22 protein-coding genes are annotated in these 19,775 nt (G+C 68.0%); 15 read left to right on the forward strand and 7 right to left on the reverse strand.

The features are described 5' to 3' along the window. Positions 1-59: 59 nt before the first annotated feature. Genes ACFCV3_RS16640 through ACFCV3_RS16650 form a run of 3 tightly spaced genes read right to left on the reverse strand, consistent with a single transcriptional unit; the run spans position 60 to position 1,602 of the window. On the reverse strand, positions 60-368 hold the full coding sequence (locus ACFCV3_RS16640; RefSeq protein WP_376030878.1) for an AzlD domain-containing protein: 309 nt from the start codon (positions 366-368) through the stop codon (positions 60-62). After that, a complete protein-coding gene (locus ACFCV3_RS16645; protein WP_376030879.1) occupies positions 365-1,072 on the reverse strand; it encodes an AzlC family ABC transporter permease in 708 nt (235 codons plus the stop codon). The genes ACFCV3_RS16640 and ACFCV3_RS16645 overlap by 4 nt, the downstream gene beginning before the upstream one ends. Continuing rightward, the gene (locus ACFCV3_RS16650) at positions 1,069-1,602 is read right to left on the reverse strand and encodes a CGNR zinc finger domain-containing protein (protein ID WP_376030880.1); all 534 of its coding nucleotides are present in this window, start codon (positions 1,600-1,602) and stop codon (positions 1,069-1,071) included. Before ACFCV3_RS16650 ends, ACFCV3_RS16645 begins: the two co-directional genes overlap by 4 nt. Positions 1,603-1,826: 224 nt before the next feature. Between ACFCV3_RS16650 and ACFCV3_RS16655 the strand changes: the two genes are divergently transcribed. Further along, entirely contained in the window at positions 1,827-2,945 is a 1,119-nt protein-coding gene (locus ACFCV3_RS16655) for a hypothetical protein (protein WP_376030881.1), read from the forward strand. Here the strand turns inward: ACFCV3_RS16655 and ACFCV3_RS16660 are convergent. Beyond that, positions 2,942-3,463 carry a hypothetical protein gene (locus ACFCV3_RS16660; protein ID WP_376030882.1) on the reverse strand — a complete coding sequence of 174 codons (522 nt, stop codon included), beginning with the start codon at positions 3,461-3,463 and terminating at the stop codon, positions 2,942-2,944. The two genes, ACFCV3_RS16655 and ACFCV3_RS16660, sit on opposite strands and share 4 nt — an antisense overlap. Before the next feature lie 181 nt (positions 3,464-3,644). Here ACFCV3_RS16660 and ACFCV3_RS16665 point away from each other — a divergent pair, with 181 nt between their 5' ends. Genes ACFCV3_RS16665 through ACFCV3_RS16675 form a run of 3 tightly spaced genes read left to right on the forward strand, consistent with a single transcriptional unit; the run spans position 3,645 to position 6,270 of the window. Further along, positions 3,645-4,922 carry a sensor histidine kinase gene (locus ACFCV3_RS16665; RefSeq protein ID WP_376030883.1) on the forward strand — a complete coding sequence of 426 codons (1,278 nt, stop codon included), beginning with the start codon at positions 3,645-3,647 and terminating at the stop codon, positions 4,920-4,922. 5 nt (positions 4,923-4,927) lie between these two features. Further along, positions 4,928-5,572, forward strand: a complete 645-nt coding sequence (locus ACFCV3_RS16670) for a response regulator (RefSeq protein ID WP_376031353.1) — start codon at positions 4,928-4,930, stop codon at positions 5,570-5,572. Then, entirely contained in the window at positions 5,572-6,270 is a 699-nt protein-coding gene (locus tag ACFCV3_RS16675) for a DUF4097 family beta strand repeat-containing protein (protein WP_376030884.1), read from the forward strand. Before ACFCV3_RS16670 ends, ACFCV3_RS16675 begins: the two co-directional genes overlap by 1 nt. Here ACFCV3_RS16675 and ACFCV3_RS16680 read toward each other — a convergent pair. Genes ACFCV3_RS16680 through ACFCV3_RS16690 form a run of 3 tightly spaced genes read right to left on the reverse strand, consistent with a single transcriptional unit; the run spans position 6,263 to position 9,827 of the window. Further along, positions 6,263-6,898, reverse strand: coding sequence for a bifunctional 4-hydroxy-2-oxoglutarate aldolase/2-dehydro-3-deoxy-phosphogluconate aldolase (locus tag ACFCV3_RS16680; RefSeq protein ID WP_376030885.1), 636 nt, complete (start codon positions 6,896-6,898; stop codon positions 6,263-6,265). The genes ACFCV3_RS16675 and ACFCV3_RS16680 overlap by 8 nt on opposite strands. 12 nt (positions 6,899-6,910) lie before the next feature. Beyond that, a complete protein-coding gene (locus ACFCV3_RS16685; RefSeq protein ID WP_376030886.1) occupies positions 6,911-8,530 on the reverse strand; it encodes an amidohydrolase family protein in 1,620 nt (539 codons plus the stop codon). 1 nt (position 8,531) lies between these two features. Further along, entirely contained in the window at positions 8,532-9,827 is a 1,296-nt protein-coding gene (locus ACFCV3_RS16690; protein WP_376030887.1) for an amino acid deaminase, read from the reverse strand. 137 nt (positions 9,828-9,964) lie between these two features. Between ACFCV3_RS16690 and ACFCV3_RS16695 the strand changes: the two genes are divergently transcribed. From ACFCV3_RS16695 to ACFCV3_RS16745, 11 genes are all read left to right on the forward strand, one after another. After that, complete coding sequence (locus ACFCV3_RS16695; RefSeq protein ID WP_376030888.1) at positions 9,965-10,948, forward strand: sugar kinase; 984 nt, start codon at positions 9,965-9,967, stop codon at positions 10,946-10,948. Then, on the forward strand, positions 10,945-11,679 hold the full coding sequence (locus ACFCV3_RS16700; RefSeq protein ID WP_376030889.1) for an IclR family transcriptional regulator: 735 nt from the start codon (positions 10,945-10,947) through the stop codon (positions 11,677-11,679). The genes ACFCV3_RS16695 and ACFCV3_RS16700 overlap by 4 nt, the downstream gene beginning before the upstream one ends. A 3-nt stretch (positions 11,680-11,682) precedes the next feature. Next, positions 11,683-12,099: a RidA family protein gene (locus ACFCV3_RS16705; protein ID WP_376030890.1), complete on the forward strand. Its 417-nt coding sequence runs from the start codon at positions 11,683-11,685 to the stop codon at positions 12,097-12,099. A 79-nt stretch (positions 12,100-12,178) separates the two neighbouring features. Next, the gene (locus ACFCV3_RS16710) at positions 12,179-12,994 is read left to right on the forward strand and encodes an IclR family transcriptional regulator (protein WP_376030891.1); all 816 of its coding nucleotides are present in this window, start codon (positions 12,179-12,181) and stop codon (positions 12,992-12,994) included. After that, positions 12,994-14,190 carry an MFS transporter gene (locus tag ACFCV3_RS16715; RefSeq protein ID WP_376030892.1) on the forward strand — a complete coding sequence of 399 codons (1,197 nt, stop codon included), beginning with the start codon at positions 12,994-12,996 and terminating at the stop codon, positions 14,188-14,190. Before ACFCV3_RS16710 ends, ACFCV3_RS16715 begins: the two co-directional genes overlap by 1 nt. Before the next feature lie 62 nt (positions 14,191-14,252). Further along, positions 14,253-15,092 (forward strand): formylglycine-generating enzyme family protein, encoded by an 840-nt coding sequence (locus ACFCV3_RS16720; RefSeq protein ID WP_376030893.1) that lies wholly within the window; start codon positions 14,253-14,255, stop codon positions 15,090-15,092. A gap of 24 nt (positions 15,093-15,116) precedes the next feature. After that, positions 15,117-16,589, forward strand: a complete 1,473-nt coding sequence (locus tag ACFCV3_RS16725; protein WP_376030894.1) for an arylsulfatase — start codon at positions 15,117-15,119, stop codon at positions 16,587-16,589. Positions 16,590-16,768: 179 nt separating this feature from the next. Further along, entirely contained in the window at positions 16,769-17,386 is a 618-nt protein-coding gene (rplJ, locus tag ACFCV3_RS16730) for a 50S ribosomal protein L10 (RefSeq protein WP_376030895.1), read from the forward strand. Positions 17,387-17,445: 59 nt separating this feature from the next. Further along, positions 17,446-17,829 carry a 50S ribosomal protein L7/L12 gene (rplL, locus tag ACFCV3_RS16735; protein WP_376030896.1) on the forward strand — a complete coding sequence of 128 codons (384 nt, stop codon included), beginning with the start codon at positions 17,446-17,448 and terminating at the stop codon, positions 17,827-17,829. Between the two features lie 224 nt (positions 17,830-18,053). Beyond that, on the forward strand, positions 18,054-19,001 hold the full coding sequence (locus ACFCV3_RS16740; RefSeq protein WP_376030897.1) for an ABC transporter ATP-binding protein: 948 nt from the start codon (positions 18,054-18,056) through the stop codon (positions 18,999-19,001). Further along, a complete protein-coding gene (locus tag ACFCV3_RS16745) occupies positions 18,998-19,771 on the forward strand; it encodes an MlaE family ABC transporter permease (RefSeq protein ID WP_376030898.1) in 774 nt (257 codons plus the stop codon). The genes ACFCV3_RS16740 and ACFCV3_RS16745 overlap by 4 nt, the downstream gene beginning before the upstream one ends. Positions 19,772-19,775: the final 4 nt, after the last annotated feature.

Raw genomic sequence — 19,775 nt, forward strand, 5'->3', positions numbered from 1 at the left:
GTTCGCAGGAACGACACCCGGATTCAGCTGCTGATCCGCTCGCGCAGATCCGGGTGCCGTCAGCGCAGGCTGAGGCGAATCAGCGCGGTAACGACGATGCCACCCGCGACGGCCAGCAACATCGGCACCTTCGCCAGGCACAGTCCACCGGCGGCCCCGACACCGACCAGCTTCGTCCAGTCGACCGCCTGCCAGTGCTCGCCGCCCAGCTCCGTGACGATCAGTCCGGCCAGCAGAACCGGTGCGGTGAGAGCAGTCAGCCTGAGCACCGGCGGTGGGAGCTTGCGGCCGCCGATGATCAGCGGGGCGCTCGCCTTCAGGAGCCAGTTGATCACGGTCACCACGGCTACGGACAACCAGAGCCTCATGCCTGTTCGCCCTCCTTCTCGGGAAGAATGCCGAGCAGGGCCGCGGCGATGGCGCCCAGCAAGGCGTAGCTCGGAGTGGTGACGAAGAGCAGCGCGGCGGCGACCGAGGCGCCCAGCAGGCCGGCGACCAGGGCACGCTTCGATCGGCGCAACTCGTCGAGCGCGAGGATCAGGAAGAAGGCTGGGAACGCCACGTCGAGACCCAGCCGCTGCATCAGATCAGGAGAGGGCGCAGTCAGTGCGCCGACCGCGGTCCCGGCGGCCCAGAGCACCCACTGCGGGATACTCGCGCCGACGAGACGAACGATGTCGTAGCCACCTTTGGTGCTGTGGGCAACGACAAAGGATGCGTCGCAGAGCGCTTGCACCTGGAGCGCGCGGGACAACCGACTGCCACTGAGGCTGTCGTTGAGGGCGAGACTCATCATCAGATAGCGGGCGTTGATCAGGACTGCCGACGTCACCGCGACGACTGCTGAGCCACCGGCGATCGAGGTCAGCAACGCGAACTGCGCCGATCCCGACCACGCGAACATCGAGAACAACACCGGCAGCCCGAAACCCCAGCCGCGCGCCACAGCCTCGGCCCCGAAGCTCAACGCCAGCACGAAGGCGGCGGCGCCGGGCCCGACGCCCAGTCGCATGCCCTCGAAGAACTCCTGCCGCCGATCGAGCAGCGCAGCAACTGCTGCGGAGCCCCTCACGATTCCCGCCCGGCGCGAACCCGTTCGTAGTGCCGCTTCGCGCGGGCCCGATTCCCACAGTCACCCGAACTGCACCACCGTCGGGACCCGTTCTTGCTGCGATCCAGGAACAGCCACCCACAGCCGTCGTCCTGGCACTCCCGCAGCCTGCCCAGGTCCTCCCGCTCCAACAGCCGGCCGCCCGCCAGCACCAACTCGTCCACGAGATCGGCGCCAACCCAGTCCAGCGGCCGCACACCCGCTGGGGTCGCACGCCCCAGGGCGCGTGTCAGCAAGACCTGCAGCTCCCGCGGATCTCCCGGCCCGGTCCTGCGCGCGATGGGCACCAGGACGTCATAGAGGGTCCCACGCACACTGGCCACCCTCTCGGGCGTGCTGTCTCCGCTGAGACCCACCGCCGCACACCACGTAGCCAGCGCCTCCGGCGTCGCGATCCGGTCGACGGTACGCGACGGCTCCAGCCGCCAGGAAACGGTGTTCAGCAGGTCCAGCGCGACGTGACCACCGATCAGTTCCGGCTGATAGAGCATCGGTATCACCTCTCATCTAACAACCTAAAGTACTTTTGCATGTTAGACAAGGAGTGGAGGCGGTAGGGTGTCCGTATGACGCAGTATGGGTGGCGATTTTTTTGCCCCGGCCGGCGCGATGGTGCCGACGGGGTGGGCTGCTGCTGCGCTCTCTCCTGAGGTGACCGTGGCTGGTCGGGGTGTGAAGAGTCCCCCGTCGAGACCGTCACCTTTGGAGATATCTCATGTCTGTCCTCACTCTTGAGGAACTGCATTCCGCTCTGTCGCTGCGCGATCTGACTGATCCGGCGCAGGGTCCGCATGCTGTCCAGCTGATCGTTGACTCGATCCGGACGGCATTGGGTGCTGCTTGGCCCTATACGGAGGTTTGGACCCGGCGCGACCATCCGGTGGTCAGCCTGGCCGACAACTACGACAACCTTGGGTACGCCGCTGGTGCGGTGACCCGGGAAGCTCGCTACACCCGCTATGCGTCGGAGGGTGAGGTGCTGCGTAGTCACACGTCGGCGATGATCCCGCCTGCGTTGCGTGAGCTCGCCTGCTCCGAGGCATCTGATGTGCTGATGGTGTGTGCTGGGATCTGCTACCGCCGGGACTCGGTGGACTGGCAGCACACTGGCACGCCGCATCAGCTCGACCTCTGGCGGCTCAGTCGCAATGTCGCGCTCGGAGAGCCCGAGCTGGAGGACATGATCGCCCGGTTGGTCGAGACTGTGCTGCCCGGGCAGACCTACCGGACGGTGCCTGCGGTGCACCCCTACACGATCCATGGCCGGCAGATCGATGTCCTGCTGGACGATCAGTGGATCGAGATCGGTGAATGCGGGGTGGCCGCGCCGGCTGTCCTGCGCAAGGCCGGTCTGGACGACAGCTGGACCGGACTGGCGATGGGACCGGGGCTGGACCGGTTGCTGATGTTGCGGAAGGGCATCCGCGACATCCGGTTGCTCAGGTCGACGGATCCGCGGGTGGCCGGCCAGATGCGTGACCTGCAGCCCTACCGATCGGTGTCGACGATGCCACCGGTCCGCCGGGATCTCTCGGTTGTGGTGGGTGCGGAGGCGGATGTGTCGCCGGAGGTGCTCGGCGACAAGGTGCGGGATGCGCTCGGTCCGGATGCGGATGCCGCGGAATCGCTGGAGGTGCTCGGCGAGACGACGTACGACGAGCTTCCGGCGGCTGCGCGGGCGCGGTTGCAGATCACCGCAGGACAACGGAACCTCCTGGTCAGGCTGGTCCTCCGACCGGTCGATCGAACCCTGACCGATGCCGAGGCCAACGTGTTGCGCGACAAGGTCTACCGAGCGCTGCATGAAGGTCCCGTCCTCGAACTGATCGGCTAGCGCCGGAGCTCGCGGGCGGCGACGACCCAGGCGCACACGGCCAGTGGGACCTCCAGGAGGAAGGCCTCGGCCAGGGAAAGCGTGCGGTCGAAGCCTGCGCCCGCGGTGCTGACGTCGAACCAGGCGTCAGCCAGGAGAAGGGTCCCGGCGGCCATCGCGGTCAGGACGGCGTATCTGTTGCGAGTGTGCAGCAGGTACGCCGTCAGGCCGGCGGCGACCGCGGTCAAGACGTCGAGGCCGATCCAGGTGAGCCTCCAGTGGTTGGCCTGGTAGGTGCTCGGCAACGTCGCCGCGAGGATCAGGCACCACGGCAGCAGCACCGCCGCAACGACGCCCGCGACCAGCGCGGCCAGACCGCCGGGGGAGCGGCGCGGGCGGATCCGGCCGTCGAGGCGGCCCTCCGCGATGTAGTCGTCGAGAGCCTCGGCGACGCGGTCGTCGATCGCGTCACCGAGTTGCACGGTCAGCTGCCGCCCGGGCGGCGCGGCTACGGGAGCCTGCGGGAGTGTCGTCGTCATGGCTACGAGCATTCCGTCGCGGCGGCTTCGGCACATTGAGGACAACCCACGAATCGGAGGTGGGGTTAACCCGAACTCGATACGGGGGATGTCCTCATATCGGCACCCCTCGGCCGCGACGTAGGTTTGAGCCCGTCCCGCACAAACCAGCACAGCGGCACAGACACGGGAGGTGGTTCGGGTGACGACGATCGCGAGTCCGGTTCCCCGGCGACCATGGCGGCTGTGGCGTTCTCCGTACTTGTGGCTGGCAACGGTCCATCTGCTCGGTGATTCCGTCGTGGTGCTGACCTCCGGGCTGCTGGCCCTGGTCTCCGTCTGTGTGGCCGTGCTCGGGTGGCCGCTGGCCTTCGTCGGGGTGCCGGTGACGACGGCTGCGGCCCGAGCGGTCTACGCGCTGGCACGGTGGGAGCGGGCCCGGGCCCGGATCACCCGCGGGCAGGAGGTGCTGCCTCTCGAGCCACCGGAGCCGTCCGGCAGCCGGATCGTCGACGCCCGCCGGGCGATCACCGATCCGAATCTGTGGCGCCAGTTCCTGTACTACGTCCTGCTGTTGCCAGCAGCAATGTTCTGGCTGCTGCTGATCGTGGTCGCCTGGTCGATTCCGCCGGTGCTGATCGGGCTGCCGTTCTACTTCTCGAAGTTCGCGGCGCAGCAGGCTCAGTTCGGGCCGTTCGTGGTCGACACCGAGAACAAGGCCATCGCCGCAGCGGTGTTCGGCGCGGTGTTCCTGGTGCTGGTCTCCCCGGTGCTGATGCGGACGGCGTCCGCCTTGGACGGACATCTCGCCCGGATCTACCTGGGCGGAGACGAGACCGGGGCGCTGACCGAGCGGGTGAGCCGGCTGGTGACAAGCCGGCAGCAGGTGGTCGACTCGGCGGAGGCCGAGCGGCGGCGGATGGAGCGCGATCTGCATGACGGTGCACAGCAGCGGCTGGTCTCACTGGCGATGACCCTGGGCCGCGCGAAGAACCGGCTGACCGACAAGGATCCGGCGATCCGCTCGCTGATCGAGGAAGCGCACTCCGAGGCCCTGCAGGCGATTGCGGAGCTTCGGGATCTGACCCGCGGTCTGCATCCACCGGTGCTGACCGACCGCGGGCTCGATGCCGCGATCTCCGCGGTCGCCGCGCGGTCTCCGGTGCCGGTGCGCGTGAGTGTCGACGTCGACCCGCGGCCGTCGCTGACCATCGAGTCCATCGCCTACTTCGTCGTCACCGAGGCACTGACCAATGTGGCCAAACATGCCGACGCGGCCCGGGCCGAGGTCCGGATCGTGCGGGTGGGCAACCTGCTCCGGGTCGAGGTGACCGACGACGGCCGGGGCGGTGCGCGTCCCGAGGGCGGGACCGGCCTGCAGGGCCTGTCCGACCGGGTGGCCGGGGTCGACGGCCGGCTCAGTCTCAGCAGTCCACCGGGCGGTCCGACCGTCCTCACCGCGGAGGTGCCGTGCGAATGACCAGTCTGCGAGTCGTGATCGCCGAGGATTCGGTGCTGCTTCGCGAGGGCATCGTGCGGCTGCTGGAGGAGCAGGAGTGCACGGTGGTCGCGGCAGTCGGCGACGGTGACGAGCTGCTCAAGGCGGTCGCCCAGCACCGGCCTGATGTCTGCGTGGTCGATGTGCGGATGCCGCCGACGTTCACCGACGAAGGGCTGCGGGCGGCGCTGGTGCTCCGCGAGCAGTATCCGGACACCGGTGTGCTGGTCCTGTCCCAGTATGTCGAGGAGCGGTATGCGAGCGAGCTGATCGGCAGCAACCCGGGCGGCGTCGGGTATCTGCTGAAGGACCGGGTGGCCGACGTGGACCAGTTCCTCGACGGACTGCGCCGCGTGGCCGATGGCGGTGCGGCGCTGGACCCGGAGGTGATCTCGCAGTTGCTGGTGCGGTCCAGCAAGGCGGATCCGTTGGCCGCACTGAGTCCGCGTGAGCAGGAGGTCCTGCGGGCGATGGCGGAGGGCAAGTCGAACACCGGGATCGCGCAGGCGCTCGTGGTCGGGGAGGGTGCTGTGGAGAAGCACATCAGCAGCATCTTCCAGAAGCTGAAGCTGTCGTCGACCGAGGGCGAGCATCGCCGGGTCCTGGCCGTGTTGCGGTTCCTGGACAGCTGATGGCACTCACTTCAGCGCAGCGTCGGATGCTGCTGATCGGCGTGGTGCCACTGCTGGTGCTGGTAGTCGCGGGCGCCGCGGTCACGGTTGCGACGATCCGCGGCAAGCTTCCGTTCGACTATTCGTCCAGCTTCGCCAACGCGCCGCAGGGGGTGCGGATTTTCTCGGAGATTCCGGCCAACGTGATCGGTAGTGCGAGCAACCAGGTGCGGGTCAGCGTCGACGGGACCTATGCGAAGCAGGAGCCGAAGGTCGACGTCCGGACCGTCGACGGCGTGCTGGACATCCGGACGACCTGCCCGGACACACACTGCGAGGTCGAGCTCACGGTCGAGGTCCCAGCTGCTCTTGCCGTGCAGGCCAAGGCCGAGGGGGTCTCCATCACCGTCTCCGGCCTGGCGGCGAAGGTGCAGGTCGACGCCAGCGAGGGGACCGTCTCGATGAACCGGATGCGCAGTCCACAGGTCTCCGTCGACGCCCGTCGGGGCTCACTGTCCCTGCAGTTCGACGAGCCTCCCGAGCAGGTGACGGCCACGGTCAGCGATGGCTCGCTCAACGTCCGGGTGCCCGGCACCACGACGTACGCCATCGATGCGGTCGCGGCGCAGGGCTCCGTCGACATCGGTCCGAACAACGACCCGACCGCGAAGCATCGTCTCTTCCTACGGACCAGCTATGGCAGCATCACGGTCAGCTGATCGCGGCCACGAAGGCCTTGGCCTTCGCTGTGATGGTCTGCCAGTCGGCCGCCGCGACGTCGGCGGGGGAGACCACATCGGTGCCCGCGCTGACGGCCAGCGCTCCGGCATCCAGATACTCCCGGGCGTTCCCGGCGTTGATGCCGCCCGACGGAATCAGCGGCACCCCGGGGAACGGGCCGTTCAGATCCTTGAAGTACTTCGGACCGAGCTGGTGGGCCGGGAAGATCTTGACCGCATCCGACCCCAGCGCGAGCGCAGTCATCACCTCGGACGGTGTGAAAGCACCGAGCACCACCGGTACGCCGGCCGCCCGCGCGGCCTCGGCGATCGCCGCTGCCTCCGGGCCCTGACCAGGTGTCACCAGGAACTGTGCGCCCGCGTCGATCGCCTGCTGAGCCTGCTCGCCCGTCTGCACGGTCCCGGCGCCGACCACCGCGTCCGTCTCGGCGGCCGTCGAGGCTGCGCGCTCCAGGTGCCGGGGCAGGTCCGGAGTCGTGAAAGTCAGCTCGACGACGTGGATTCCGCCGGACACCAGTGCCGCGCACAGATCCCGGGCGTCAGCGATCTCCGGTGCCCTGACGACAGTCAGCACGCGGTCGGCTCGCAGCAGGTCCAGGGTGGTCATAACGGGGTCCTCTCAAACGTCAGTACGGCGGATGGCCCGGCCAGGCAGCGCATCGGTCCGATGACCGTCGTCGATGACGGGAACACCGTTGACGAAGACGTACGGGATGCCTTCGGCCTGCTGCCGGGGGTTGTCGAAGGTGGCGGTGTCGTGGACGGTGTCCGGATCGAAGAGGACCAGGTCCGCCTGGTATCCCTCCCGGACCAGGCCCCGGTCGGTGAGCCGCAGCCGGCGTGCCGGTCGGCCGGTGAGGTGGTGGATGCAGTCGGCCAGTTCCAGGACGCCGAGTTCGCGGACATACCGGCCCAGGTAGCGCGGGAAGGTGCCCCACGAGCGTGGGTGCGGTTTGCCGCCGACCAGGATCGCGTCCGAGCCGCCGGTGTGGCTCGAGTGCTGCATGATCGTTCGCACGTTCTCCTCGTGCCCGACATGCTGCAGGATCGAGGTGCCCAGATCGTCCGCGATCAGCAGGTCGAAGAAGACATCGGCGGCCGGCTTACCGCTTCTGGCGGCGAGGTCTTCGACTGTCCGGCCGACGGCATCGCCGAGGGCGGGGTTGCGGACGCCGCCGATCTCGATGGTGTTCCACTCGATCACACAGCCGTGGCAGCCGTCGGAGCCGACCTGCTCCATCTCGTGCGCGATCCTGGCCCGCGTCGCCGGATCCCGCAACCGGTCCAGCTGAGCGTCCGGGCCGCCCTCGGCCGTCCAGCTCGGCAACGTCGCCGCAAGAGTTGTTGCCCCAGGCAAGTAGGGATACGTGTCGGTGGTGACGTCGAGACCATCGGCGAGTGCCTTGTCGATCATCGCGATCAGGTCGGCGCCACGACCCTGGTTCGGGCCGAAGTTCATCACCGCGTGGGTCAGGTGCAGTGGGCAGCCGGAGCGGCGGGCCACTTCGACCATCTCGGCGTACGCGTCGAGAGCGCCCTGGCCGTAGGACCGTTGATGGGGGGAGTAGTAGCCGCCGTGCTGCGCGACGACGCGGCACAGCTCGACGAGTTCCTCGGTGGTGGCGAACATGCCCGGCGTATAGGTGAGGCCACTGCTCATCCCGACCGCGCCGTCGCGCATCGCCTGCGTGAGCAGGTCGATCATCTGCGCCAGTTCGGTCGGGGTGGCCGGGCGGTTCTCGGTGCCGACGACCATCATCCGCAGCGTGCCCTGCGGGACCAGGTAGGCCGCATTGCACGCGATTCCCTGATCGAGGCGATCCAGATAGCCCGCGACCGTCGACCAGGAGAAGTCGAAGTCGTCCGGTTCGCCGTTCCAGCCGGCGATCTGGCGGCGGATCGCGGCCCGGGTCGGGTCGTCGATCGGCGCGAACGACAATCCGTCCTGGCCGAGGACCTCCAGCGTGACGCCCTGACTGACCTTGGCGGTGTGGTCCGGCGTCGCCAGGATCTGCAGGTCGGAGTGCGCATGCATGTCGATGAATCCGGGGCAGAGGACGAGCCCGGAGGCATCGATCGTGCGGGTGGCGGTCGGCAGGTCGTCGCTGGTCCGGGATCCGTTGGCCGAGCTGGTGGACACTGCCACGATGCGGCCGGCGTCGACGGCGACGTCCGCGGTGAAACCGGGGGCGCCCGTGCCGTCGAGGACGGTGGCGCCGGCGATCAGCAGGTCGGCCATCTCAGAAGTACGTCCGGATCAGGTCGACGACGACGGGATCGGCTGCATCCGGGTCGTCCACGACCGGGATCAGGCCCCACTTGTCGAACGCGGTACACGGATGCGAGAGGCCGACCCGGAGTTCGTCACCGATCACCACCGGTTCGTCGCCGAACCGCAGATAACCGTGCTGGTCGTTCAGCTTGGTCACCGTCATGCCGGTCGCGGGGAGCACCGGTTCGCCGACTGAGCGAGGCCGGATCAACTGCGGTTCGGGCATGTCCTGGTCGACCGGGAAGTCACGCCGCCCGGCGTCGAAGATCGCCAGCCCGGGCTCGGGTTGCGAGGTGATCCGCATCCAGCCGTGCATCGCCGCGACGAGCTGTTCGCCGTCGGTCCGCGGCGACTGACCCAGTGGCGACACCCGCCGGTAGAGCCCGTCATCGTGCGAGATGTAGGCGCCGGACCGCAGGACGACCCGTGCGTCCTCGATCGGGCCCAGGACCTCGGCGACCAGCTCGAAGTACTCGCTGCCGCCTGCGGTGACGATCGGTTCGACGCCCTCGTCGTACAGCTTGCCGAGTCGCGAGTGCAGCTCAGCCATGTCGCGCAGAAACGCCCGTACGGCGGTCAGTCCGGCCTCGTCGACGCCAGATCCGACCGCGCCCTCGTAGCCCGCCACCCCGACCAGCCGTAGCGTCGAGGCCTCTGTCACTGCCGAAGCGACCGCCTCGGCAGTCTCGAAGTCCCGAGCACCGGTCCGGCCGCCAGGTGCACCTAGCTCAACCAGTACGTCGAGCGGCCGCGCATCCGGACCGATATGCGCCGACCGCGCCGCCTCCATGATCTCGACAGTCCGAACGGAATCTGCCCAGACCATCACCTCGAACGACGGATCCCGGGCCAGCTCGTCGGCGACCCAGCGCAGTTGGAGCGGGGAGACGACCGAGTTCGCGATCAGCACCCGGCGGACGCCGAACTGGCGAGCGATCGCGAGGTGGAAGACGTTGGCCAGCGTGATCGCCCACGCGCCGGCGTCCAGCTGCTGCGCCCACAGTGCTGGCGCCATCGTGGTCTTGCCGTGCGGCGCGAGATCGACGCCGTGGTGTGCGCACCAGCGAGCGAGCGTGTCGATGTTGTGCCGTACGCCGGGCGCGGACAGCGTCATCAACGGGGTCGGCAGCTCGGAGAGCCGCGGGCCCGCGGCCAGGACCTCGGCGACGGTCCGGCCCCAGAAGGCGGGCGGCAGTACCCGGTCGCGTCGGCTCACCCGCTCGTCGGCAAGCGCGGCGACGGCGGCGGCATCGTAAGCAGGCATCGAGTCCCCTGGGAGTAGTTGCAGAATACGCAACGTTCATTGCACATTCTGACCTGACGGTTGTAGCATCGCGCTCGAAGTTGCGTCAACGACCGCTGTTTCACACCTATCCCATCACCCCGGACCCAGGAGCGCAGATGCCCGACCCGCGCACCGAGACGGAAGCCAGGGATGGGCACGGGGATGTTGTCTGTGTCGGCGAGGCGATGATCATGCTCGCGGGTGCCGCCGGACCGCTCGAGGACGTCGAGACGTTCCGCCGGTCGGTCGGGGGCGCGGAGTGCAACGTGGCCGGCGGCCTGGCCGGTCTCGGCGTACCGACCAGCTGGGTGTCCCGGCTCGGCGACGACGGCTTCGGCCGGCAAGTACTGCGTGATCTGCGCGGACGTGGAGTCGACGTCGGCGGGGTAGAGGTCGATCCGGATCGGCCGACCGCGCTGTACGTGAAGGAGTCGATCGACGGCCGGTCCCGGATGCACTACTACCGGAGCGGTTCGGCGGCCTCGGCCATGAGCCCCACGTTCCTGCAGCGTCCTGAGGTGGCCGCCAGACTCGGCAGTGCCCGGATCGTGCACACCACTGGCATCACCGCCGCGCTGTCCGACGACACTGCGCGAATGCTGGACGAGCTCCGCGGGGACTTCATTCTGAGCGTCGATCTGAACTGGCGGCCGGTGCTGTGGCGCGACAAGAACCCGGAGCCGCTCTGGCGGTTGCTCCGGGCAGCTGACGTCGTACTGATCGGTGCTGATGAGGCGCTGGTGTTTGCAGGCACCAACGACCCGGCTGAGCTGCACGAACGGTTCGGCAATGACTGCACGCTGGTCGTGAAGAACGATGCGCACACCGCAGTCGCACTGGAGCCGGACGGTCGCCGTACCGAGGTTCCGGCGCTCACTGTCCAGGTGGTTGAGCCAGTAGGTGCGGGAGATGCGTTCGCGGCCGGATTCCTGGCTGGGACGCTGCAGAACCTGCCGATGAAGCAGCGGCTGCGACTCGGGCATCTGAATGCGGCAGCGGTGCTCGCCGTACCGGAAGACCATGCTGCGCCTCCGGAGAGTGCGCTGCGAGACAGACTGCTCGCCGCCACCGAAGAAGAGTGGGCGGCGACGCGGGTATGAGCCAGAGCCTCGCGAGAGCCCTGCAGATCCTGGCCAGCCTGGGCGAGGGGGAGCGGTCGCTGGATCAGCTCGCGGCCGAGCTCGGCGTCCACAAGACCACAGTGCTCCGGCTGCTGCGCACTATGGAGGCAGACCGCTTTGTACGGCGGGATGAGGCGCATCGCTATCGGCTGGGATCCCGGTTGTTCGCGCTAGCGGATACGGCGCGCGAACAGCACGTCGTACGGGGGGTGGCTGCGCCACACCTACGTCAGCTGAATCAGAAGACCGGTCAGACCGTTCACCTGGCAGCGTGGGAGAACGGCGAGGTCATCTACATCGACAAGCTCGACAGTGTGCGCACGTTCCGCATGTACTCGCAGATCGGCGTACCGGCGGCTCTGCACTGCACAGCGGTCGGGAAGGTCCTGCTGGCGGCGCAGCCCAAGCGGCAACGCGAAGCAGTGCTGGCCTCGCTGGACTACCACGCGTTCACTCCACAGACCCTCACCGATGCCGAGGCCCTCCGCGACGAGCTGGACACGGTCCGGGTGCGCGGCTGGGCGCAGGACAAGGCCGAGCACGAGCCCTTCATGAACTGCATCGGTGCACCGGTCACTGACCAGGCAGGCCGCGTTGTCGGGGCCGTGTCGGTCTCCGTGCCGGATGTGCTGCTGAACTACGAGCAGGTGCTCGAACTCCTGCCTGAGCTGCTCGCCACCACCCAGGCGATCAGCGCCGACTACAACTGAAAGGTGTCCGACCTGATGTCCGACAAGACCGCCGTCTCCACCACTGACGCACCCGCTCCGCTGCCGGTGTTCTCGCAGGGCGTCCGCAAGGGCAACATCCTGCAGGTCTCCGGCCAGGGTTCGGTCGACCCGGCGACCGGCGAGTTCGTGTTCGTCGGCGACGTGAAGGCCCAGACCACCCGCGTCTTGCAGAACATCGAGGCGATCCTCAAGGCCGGTGGCGGCAGCCTGGACGACGTACTGATGCTGCGCGTCTACCTGACCACCCGCGACGACTTCGCCGCCATGAACGAGGCCTACGCCGAGTTCGTCACCACCCGCACCCCCAGCGGCGTCCTGCCCTCCCGCACCACCGTCTTCACCGGCCTCCCCCTCCCCGACATGCTCGTCGAGATCGACGCCCTCGCCGTCCTGGACTAACCTGCTGCGTCCGGCGCCCAGGGGTGCCGGACGCACCCCTGGGCGGTAGGTATCCCGTATTGCGGGATATGATTCTGCGATGCAGGAAACGATGCCCCGGGGGTCTGTGCAGTCGATCGATCGGGCGGTGGCGATCCTGCGGTGTTTCGATGCTCGTACGCCGGACCTCGGGATCAGTGATCTGTCGCGTGCGACCGGGTTGTCGACGAGCACGGTGCATCGGTTGCTGCTGGCGATGGTGGAGAACGGGTTGATCCGGCAGACCGCGCAGCGGCGGTATGCGATCGGACCGTTGGTGGTTCAGCTCGCGCACACCAGTGGGATCCCGGCGACGTTGCGTGATGCCGCGCAGCCGGTGCTGCGGTCGCTTCGGGACGTCACGGGGGAGACCGCGGCTGTGCATGAGCTCCTGGCGAGCGGGCACCGCGTGGTGCTCGATCAGGTGGAGAGCCGGCACCAACTGCGTCGTACGTACACCGAGTTCGGCGTACCGCTTCCGTTGCCGCAGGGCGCCCCGGGCAAGGTGTTGCTCGCATTCGCGCCGTGGGAGCGTCAGGTCGAGGTGCTGTCCGCGCCACTCGAGCAGGTGCTGCCGGACACCATCACGGATCCCGACGTACTGGCCGCACAGCTCGCTGAGATTCGCGAGCGGGGGTTCGCCACCTCTATGACTGAGCGGACGCCGGGGATCTGCTCGGTTGCGGCTCCTGTCTTCGACTACTCCGGTCAGGTTGTCGGATGCCTGTCGATCTCCGGTCCGGAGTTGCGGATGCCCGCAGAGGTTCTGCTGGAGTTCGGTGCGCGCATCGTGCCGGCCGCCTGGGAGGTCTCGGAGTTGCTGGGGGCAACGACAGCCGGGCGAGAGCAGGCCAAAGAACAAGCGAGCGCTCGCTGATGGCCGGCCCGGCCGCCCTGCTCAAGATCGCACCGTCGGTCTACCTCCCCGCACTGCTCTACGGCATCGGCCAAGGCGCGATCGCCCCAGTGATCGCAGTGTCGGCCACCCATCTGGGCGCATCACCTGCCATCGCAGGTGTGGTCGTCGCAGCGGCCGGACTCGGTCAGGTCATCGGCGACATCCCGGCCGGTGCGCTCACCACGAAGATCGGCGAACGCCGGGCGATGCTCGGCGCGACCGTCCTGGTCTCACTGGCACTGGTCGCGTGCCTGCTGGCGCCGACGGTCTGGGGGCTTGCCCTGGCGATCGGCGTCACCGGACTGGCTGGCTCGGTCTGGGGTCTGGCCCGCCAGGCCTACCTCAGCGAGGCAGTGCCGATCGAGCTCCGCGCCCGCGCCCTGTCCACCCTCGGCGGCGTGCAGCGCATCGGCTCCTTCATCGGTCCGTTCCTCGGCGCCCTGGCGATGCGTTTCCTCGGCACCGACGGCGCCTACTGGGTGCACCTCGTAGGCGCAGCCCTGGCGTGCGTAGTGCTCGTGAGCCTCCCCGACATCGAGTCGGTACGTCGGGCGCGCGGCAGCAGGCCCGTCGCGGCGCAGTCCACGCTGGGCGTGATCCGCGACCACCTGCCAGTACTGCGAACTCTCGGCACCGGCGCGCTCCTGGTCGGCGCGGTCCGCGCTTCCCGCCAGGTCGTCGTACCGCTGTGGGCCCTGCACATCGGACTGGACGCTCAAACCACCAGCATCATCTTCGGACTCTCCGGTGCGGTGGACATGCTGCTCTTCTACCCAGCCGGCTCAGTCATGGACCGCCTCGGCCGCAAGTGGGTCGCCGTACCGTCGATGCTCGTGCTCGGGCTGGCTCACCTGCTCCTCCCGCTCACCCACAGCACCACCACTCTCACAGCGGTCGCACTGCTGATGGGTGTGGGGAACGGACTCGGTGCCGGCGTCATCATGACGCTCGGCGCGGACGCCTCTCCGCCGGTGGGCAGAGCTCAGTTCCTCGGTGCTTTCCGACTCTTCGCCGACACCGGCAACGGTGCGGGTCCACTACTGCTGGCCGGAGCCACAGCTCTGTTTGGATTGGGGCCTGCGGTCGTGGTGATGGCAGGCACCGGGTTCGCCGCCGCGGCGGCGATGCGACGCTGGATCCCGCCGCACCCGGTCAAGGCAGCCCAGCCTTCCTGAGGCGAGAGGAGAGCGTGGCGTTGAGTGACGACGGATGCTGCGCGCCTGCAAGGGCCGAGGCCGTGCACAGACCGGTGGCGGAGCGGGGAGCGAGCGGGGCGCCGGCCGGAGCGATCGAGCGGGTGCGGATTGAGGCCGGTGCCTTTCGGATGGGGGCCGAGGACGCCGACGGGTTCCCGGGCGATCTGGAAGGGCCGGTCCGCGAGGTATCGCTGGCGCCGTACGAGATCGGTGTGACCGCGGTGACGAACGACCAGTTCGCGGCCTTCGTCACCAGCACCGGCTACGTGACCGAGGCGGAGCGGTTCGGGTGGAGCTTCGTGTTCGCCGGGTTCCTTCCCGCGGCGCTGCGCAAGGTGAGCGAGCGGCCGGCGGCGACACCGTGGTGGTGCGGCGTCCATGGTGCGACCTGGGATCACCCGGAAGGCCCTGGCTCGGAGCTGACCGAGCGGGGCGACCATCCGGTGGTCCACGTGTCCTGGGCCGACGCAGTGGCCTTCTGTACCTGGGCGGGCGGTCGGTTGCCGACCGAGGCCGAGTGGGAGCGGGCGGCCCGTGGTGGTCTCGACCAGCGTCGCTATCCGTGGGGCGACGACCTCACTCCGGACGGCGAGCATCGCTGCAACATCTGGCAGGGCAACTTCCCCACGAAGAACACCGAGGCCGACGGATACCGGGGTACGGCGCCGGTCCGCAGCTATCCGCCGAACGGCTTCGGTCTGTACGAGGTGGTCGGCAACGTCTGGGAGTGGACCTCCGACCAGTGGGGTACGAACCGCGTCATGCGTGGTGGCTCCTACCTGTGCCATGCGTCGTACTGCAACCGCTACCGCGTCGGTGCGCGGAGCTCGAACGAAGCGTCGAGCAGCTCCGGCAATCACGGTTTCCGCTGTGCCTGGTAACGAGAACAGAGGAGTGGTTCCCGAGTGACCGCACGCAACGTGGTGATGATCTGCGTCGACCAGTGGCGGGGCGACGCTCTGTCCGCGGCTGGGCACCCGGTCGTCCGTACGCCGTACCTGGATCAGCTCGCCTCCCAGGGCACCCGGTTCTCGCGGGCGTACTCGGCGACGCCGACCTGTGTGCCTGCTCGGGTTGCCTTGATGACCGGTCAGTCGCAGGAGCGGCACGGCCGAGTCGGCTACCGCGATGGGGTGACGTTCCAGGAGGCGCATCCGGTGACGCTGCCCGGCACACTGCGGGACGCGGGCTACCAGACGCAGGCGATCGGGAAGCTGCACGTGTATCCGGAGCGGTCGCGGATCGGGTTCGACGACGTCCGCCTGCACGACGGCTACCTGCACTTCGCCCGCCGACGCCAGCAGCGGGACCTGCGTGAGGTGGACGACTACCTGCCCTGGCTGCAGTCTCAGGCCGGTAGCTCCCCGGTGGCCGACTACACCGACAACGGACTGAACTGCAACAGCGTGGTCGCCAGACCCTGGGACAAACCAGAGGCACTACATCCGACGAACTGGGTCGTCACCGAGGCCATCTCCTGGCTCTACCGCCGCGACCCGACCACGCCCTTCTTCCTCTACCTCTCCTTCCACCGACCCCACGCGCCACTCGACCCACCACAGTGGGCCTTCCACCAGTACGTCGGGATGCCCCGGACCGATCCGGTGGTGGGGGACTGGACATCGGCGTACGACGAATTCCGGAACGACGGCGCACACGACACGGTCATCGGGCGACTCGACGCCGAGACGCATCACCGGGCCAAGGCCGGGTACTACGGTCACCTGTCGCACATCGATCAGCAGGTCAACCGGTTCCTGGACACACTGGCGGAGTTCGGGCTGCGCGAGGACACCGTGGTGCTGTTCACCTCCGACCACGGCGACATGCTTGGCGACCACGACATGTACCGGAAGGGCCAGCCCTACGAAGGGTCGACGCACATCCCGCTGTTGATCTCGGCGCCTGCGGCCCCACGTGGCCAGGTGATCGACGACGTGGTCGAGTTGCGCGACCTGATGCCGACCGTGCTCGACCTGGCCGGGGTGCCGATCCCCGAGACCGTCGACGGGCGCAGCCTGGCGCCGCACCTCCGAGGCGAGGCTGTCTCGGAGTGGCGGGACCATCTGCACGGAGAGCACGTGCTGCTCGGCCAGTCGCTGCAGTGGGTCACCGACGGGAAGCGCAAGTACGTCTGGATGTCGGGCCGCGGTGACCAGCAGTTCTTCGACCTTGAGGCGGATCCGCAGGAGACCCGCAACCTGGTGGCCGATCCCGCCCGGGCCGACGAGGTACGGCGCTGGCGGCAGAAGCTCGTCGACGACCTCCGCGACCGGGAGGAGGGGTACGTCGACGCCGGGGAACTCGTCCCGGGCCGGCCGGTGGTCACCGAGCTCCGAGGGCCGATTTGGTCCCAGCGTGACAGTCAGGCACAATGAACCTTGCCGAAGACCGCTGGTGGCTGCCTAGGTAGCTGAAAGTCCCACTCAGGTGGGCGGCCCGCGCAGGTGATGAGAAGTGTGAGTGTAGTTCGTATGTTCACGCCCTTGCCGCCTGCGCAGGGGCGTTTTTCTTTGTCCGGGGGTCAGAGGCGAGAAAGCCAAACGAAGGAGACCCCATGGCGAGGCCGGACAAGGCAGCCGCTGTCGCAGAGCTGACGGACGAGTTCCGTAGCTCGAACGGCGCCGTGCTGACCGAGTACCGCGGACTCACTGTGGCGCAGCTGCGGAATCTGCGCACTGCGCTCGGTGACGACGTGAACTACGCCGTGGTGAAGAACACGCTGACCAAGATCGCGGCCAAGGACGCGGGTGTCGAGTCGTTCGACTCGCTGCTCGAGGGTCCGTCGGCCATCGCCTTCATCAAGGGCGACCCGGTGGTTGCGGCCAAGGGTCTGCGTGACTTCGCCAAGGCGAATCCCCTTCTCGTCATCAAGGGTGGAGTGCTCGACGGTAAGGCACTCGGCTCGGACGAGATCAGCAAGCTCGCTGACCTGGAGTCGCGTGAGGTCCTCCTCGCGAAGCTCGCAGGTGCGATGAAGGCGGCCCCGCAGCAAGCGGTGTCGCTGTTCGCTGCTCCGCTGTCGCAGGCCGCGCGCCTGTTCGCGGCGCTGCAGGACAAGCTGCCGGCGGACGGGGCTTCGGCTCCCGAGGCGGCGGCAGAGGAGGCCGTGCAGGACACGGTCGACGCACCTGCCGAGGCGAGCACCGAGGAGACCGCCGCAGCTGACAGCTGAGGCCGATCTCACTGCACCACCCCATTTCAGTGATCCACAGTTAAGGAAGGACCGCCACCATGGCGAAGCTCAGCACCGAAGAGCTCCTCGGCCAGTTCAAGGAACTGACCCTGCTGGAGCTGTCGGAGTTCGTTAAGGCTTTCGAGGAGGAGTTCGGCGTCACCGCCGCCGCCCCGGTTGCCGTTGCCGCCGCCGCAGGCCCGGGCGCCCCGGCCGAAGAGGCCGAGGTTCAGGACGAGTTCGACGTCGTCCTCGAGAGCGCCGGCGAGAAGAAGATCCAGGTCATCAAGGAGGTGCGCGGTCTCACCAGCCTTGGTCTGAAGGAGGCCAAGGACCTGGTTGAGTCCGCCCCGAAGGCGATCCTGGAGAAGGTCGACAAGGCTGCCGCGGAGAAGGCCAAGGAGGCCCTCGAGGGCGCCGGGGCCACCGTCACGCTCAAGTGACCTCTGTTACGTTCCGTCAAGGGACGTAACGAATGTGTAGAGAAGGGCGGTCTCCTGCGGGAGGCCGCCCTTCTGCCATTGCACTCTGACTAGGATCTCAACCGCTTGACTTCGAGGGGTTACGCAAAACCGTACTCGTGCGTAACCTAGGCCACTGCCCCCTCGTTAGGACCGGAGTACTCGTCGGTTCGGGGCAAGCAATGATGATCCCGTGAGGAGGACCGGTGGGCGTAGAAGTCCGCGTCGAAGGTCTCACCAAATCCTTTGGTAGCCAGCTGATCTGGGGCGATGTGTCCCTGACCCTGCCGGCCGGTGAGATCTGCGTGATGCTGGGCCCTTCCGGTACGGGGAAGTCCGTATTCCTGAAGACCCTGATCGGTCTGCTCAAGCCCGACCGCGGCCACGTCCACATCGAGGGCACCGATATCGCCACCTGTAGCGAGCGGGACCTCTACGAGATCCGCAAACTGTTCGGGGTGCTGTTCCAGGACGGCGCGATGTTCGGCTCGATGAACCTGTACGACAACGTCGCGTTCCCGCTGCGTGAGCACACCAAGAAGTCCGAGGCCGAGATCCGCTCCATCGTGATGGAGAAGATGGAGATGGTCGGTCTGGTCGGTGCCGAGCGCAAGCTTCCCGGCGAGATCTCGGGCGGTATGCGCAAGCGCGCCGGGCTGGCCCGGGCGCTGGTGCTGGAGCCGGAGATCCTGCTGTTCGACGAGCCCGACTCGGGGCTGGACCCGGTCCGGACGGCGTTCCTGAACCAGCTGATCATCGATCTGAACGAGATGACCCAGGCGACCTGCCTGATCGTCACCCACGACATCAACACCGCCCGCACGGTCCCGGACAACATCGGCCTGCTGTACCACCGGCACCTGGCCATGTTCGGGCAGCGCGAGATGCTGCTGTCCAGCGAGGAGCCGGTGGTCCGTCAGTTCCTGAACGCGCAGCGCGTCGGCCCGATCGGCATGTCCGAGGAGAAGGACGCCGACGAGCTGGCACGCGAGGCCGACCAGGAGCTGCCGCCGCTGCCGCCGATCCCGATCCAGCAGTTGCCGAGCAGCGGCGTACTGCGTCCGACGCAGCGGCCGCCAGGTGATTGGTGCCGTGAGAACGGCGTGACTCCGCCGCCCGGTTCCTTCGCCACTGCTGTGGTGGGGGTTCCGTGACCCTGAGCGCCACCGCCCCGCTGAAACATGCAGGCTCACTGTTCGCCTTCGCCCTCGACACACTGCGGGCGTCGGTACGGCGGCCTTTCCAGCTGAAGGAGTTCCTGCAGCAGGCGTGGTTCGTCGCGAGCGTGACGATCATCCCGACCGCGCTCGTCGCGATCCCGTTCGGTGCCGTGATCGCGTTGCAGGTCGGCGGACTGATCAAGCAGTTCGGCGCGCAGGCCTTCACCGGGTCGGCCGCCGTACTGGCCGTGGTCCGGGAGGCGTCACCGATCGCGACCGCCCTGCTGATCGCCGGCGCCGGTGGTTCGGCGATCTGCGCCGATCTGGGTGCACGGAAGATCCGGGAAGAGCTCGACGCGATGATGGTGCTCGGGATCGATCCGATCCAGCGGCTGGTGGTGCCGCGGGTGCTGGCGACGATGATGGTCGCCTTCTTCCTGAACGGGTTCGTCAGTGTCGTCGGCGTGATGGGCGGCTACGTCTTCAACGTCGTCCTGCAGGACGGCACACCAGGCAGTTACATCGCCTCGTTCACCGCGCTCGCCCACCTGCCGGACCTGTGGCAGGGCCAGGTGAAGGCGCTGGTCTTCGGCTTCATCGCGGCGGTCGTCGCGTCGTACAAGGGAATGAACGCGGGCGGCGGGCCGAAGGGTGTCGGCGACGCCGTGAACCAGTCGGTCGTCATCACGTTCATGCTGCTGTTCGTCGCGAACTTCTCGATGACCGCGATCTACTTCCAGCTCGTCCCGCCGAAGGGGGCGTGACGTG

The organism is Kribbella sp. NPDC056345 (assembly GCF_042262745.1).
In the GTDB taxonomy this organism is placed as follows: Bacteria; Actinomycetota; Actinomycetes; order Propionibacteriales; family Kribbellaceae; genus Kribbella.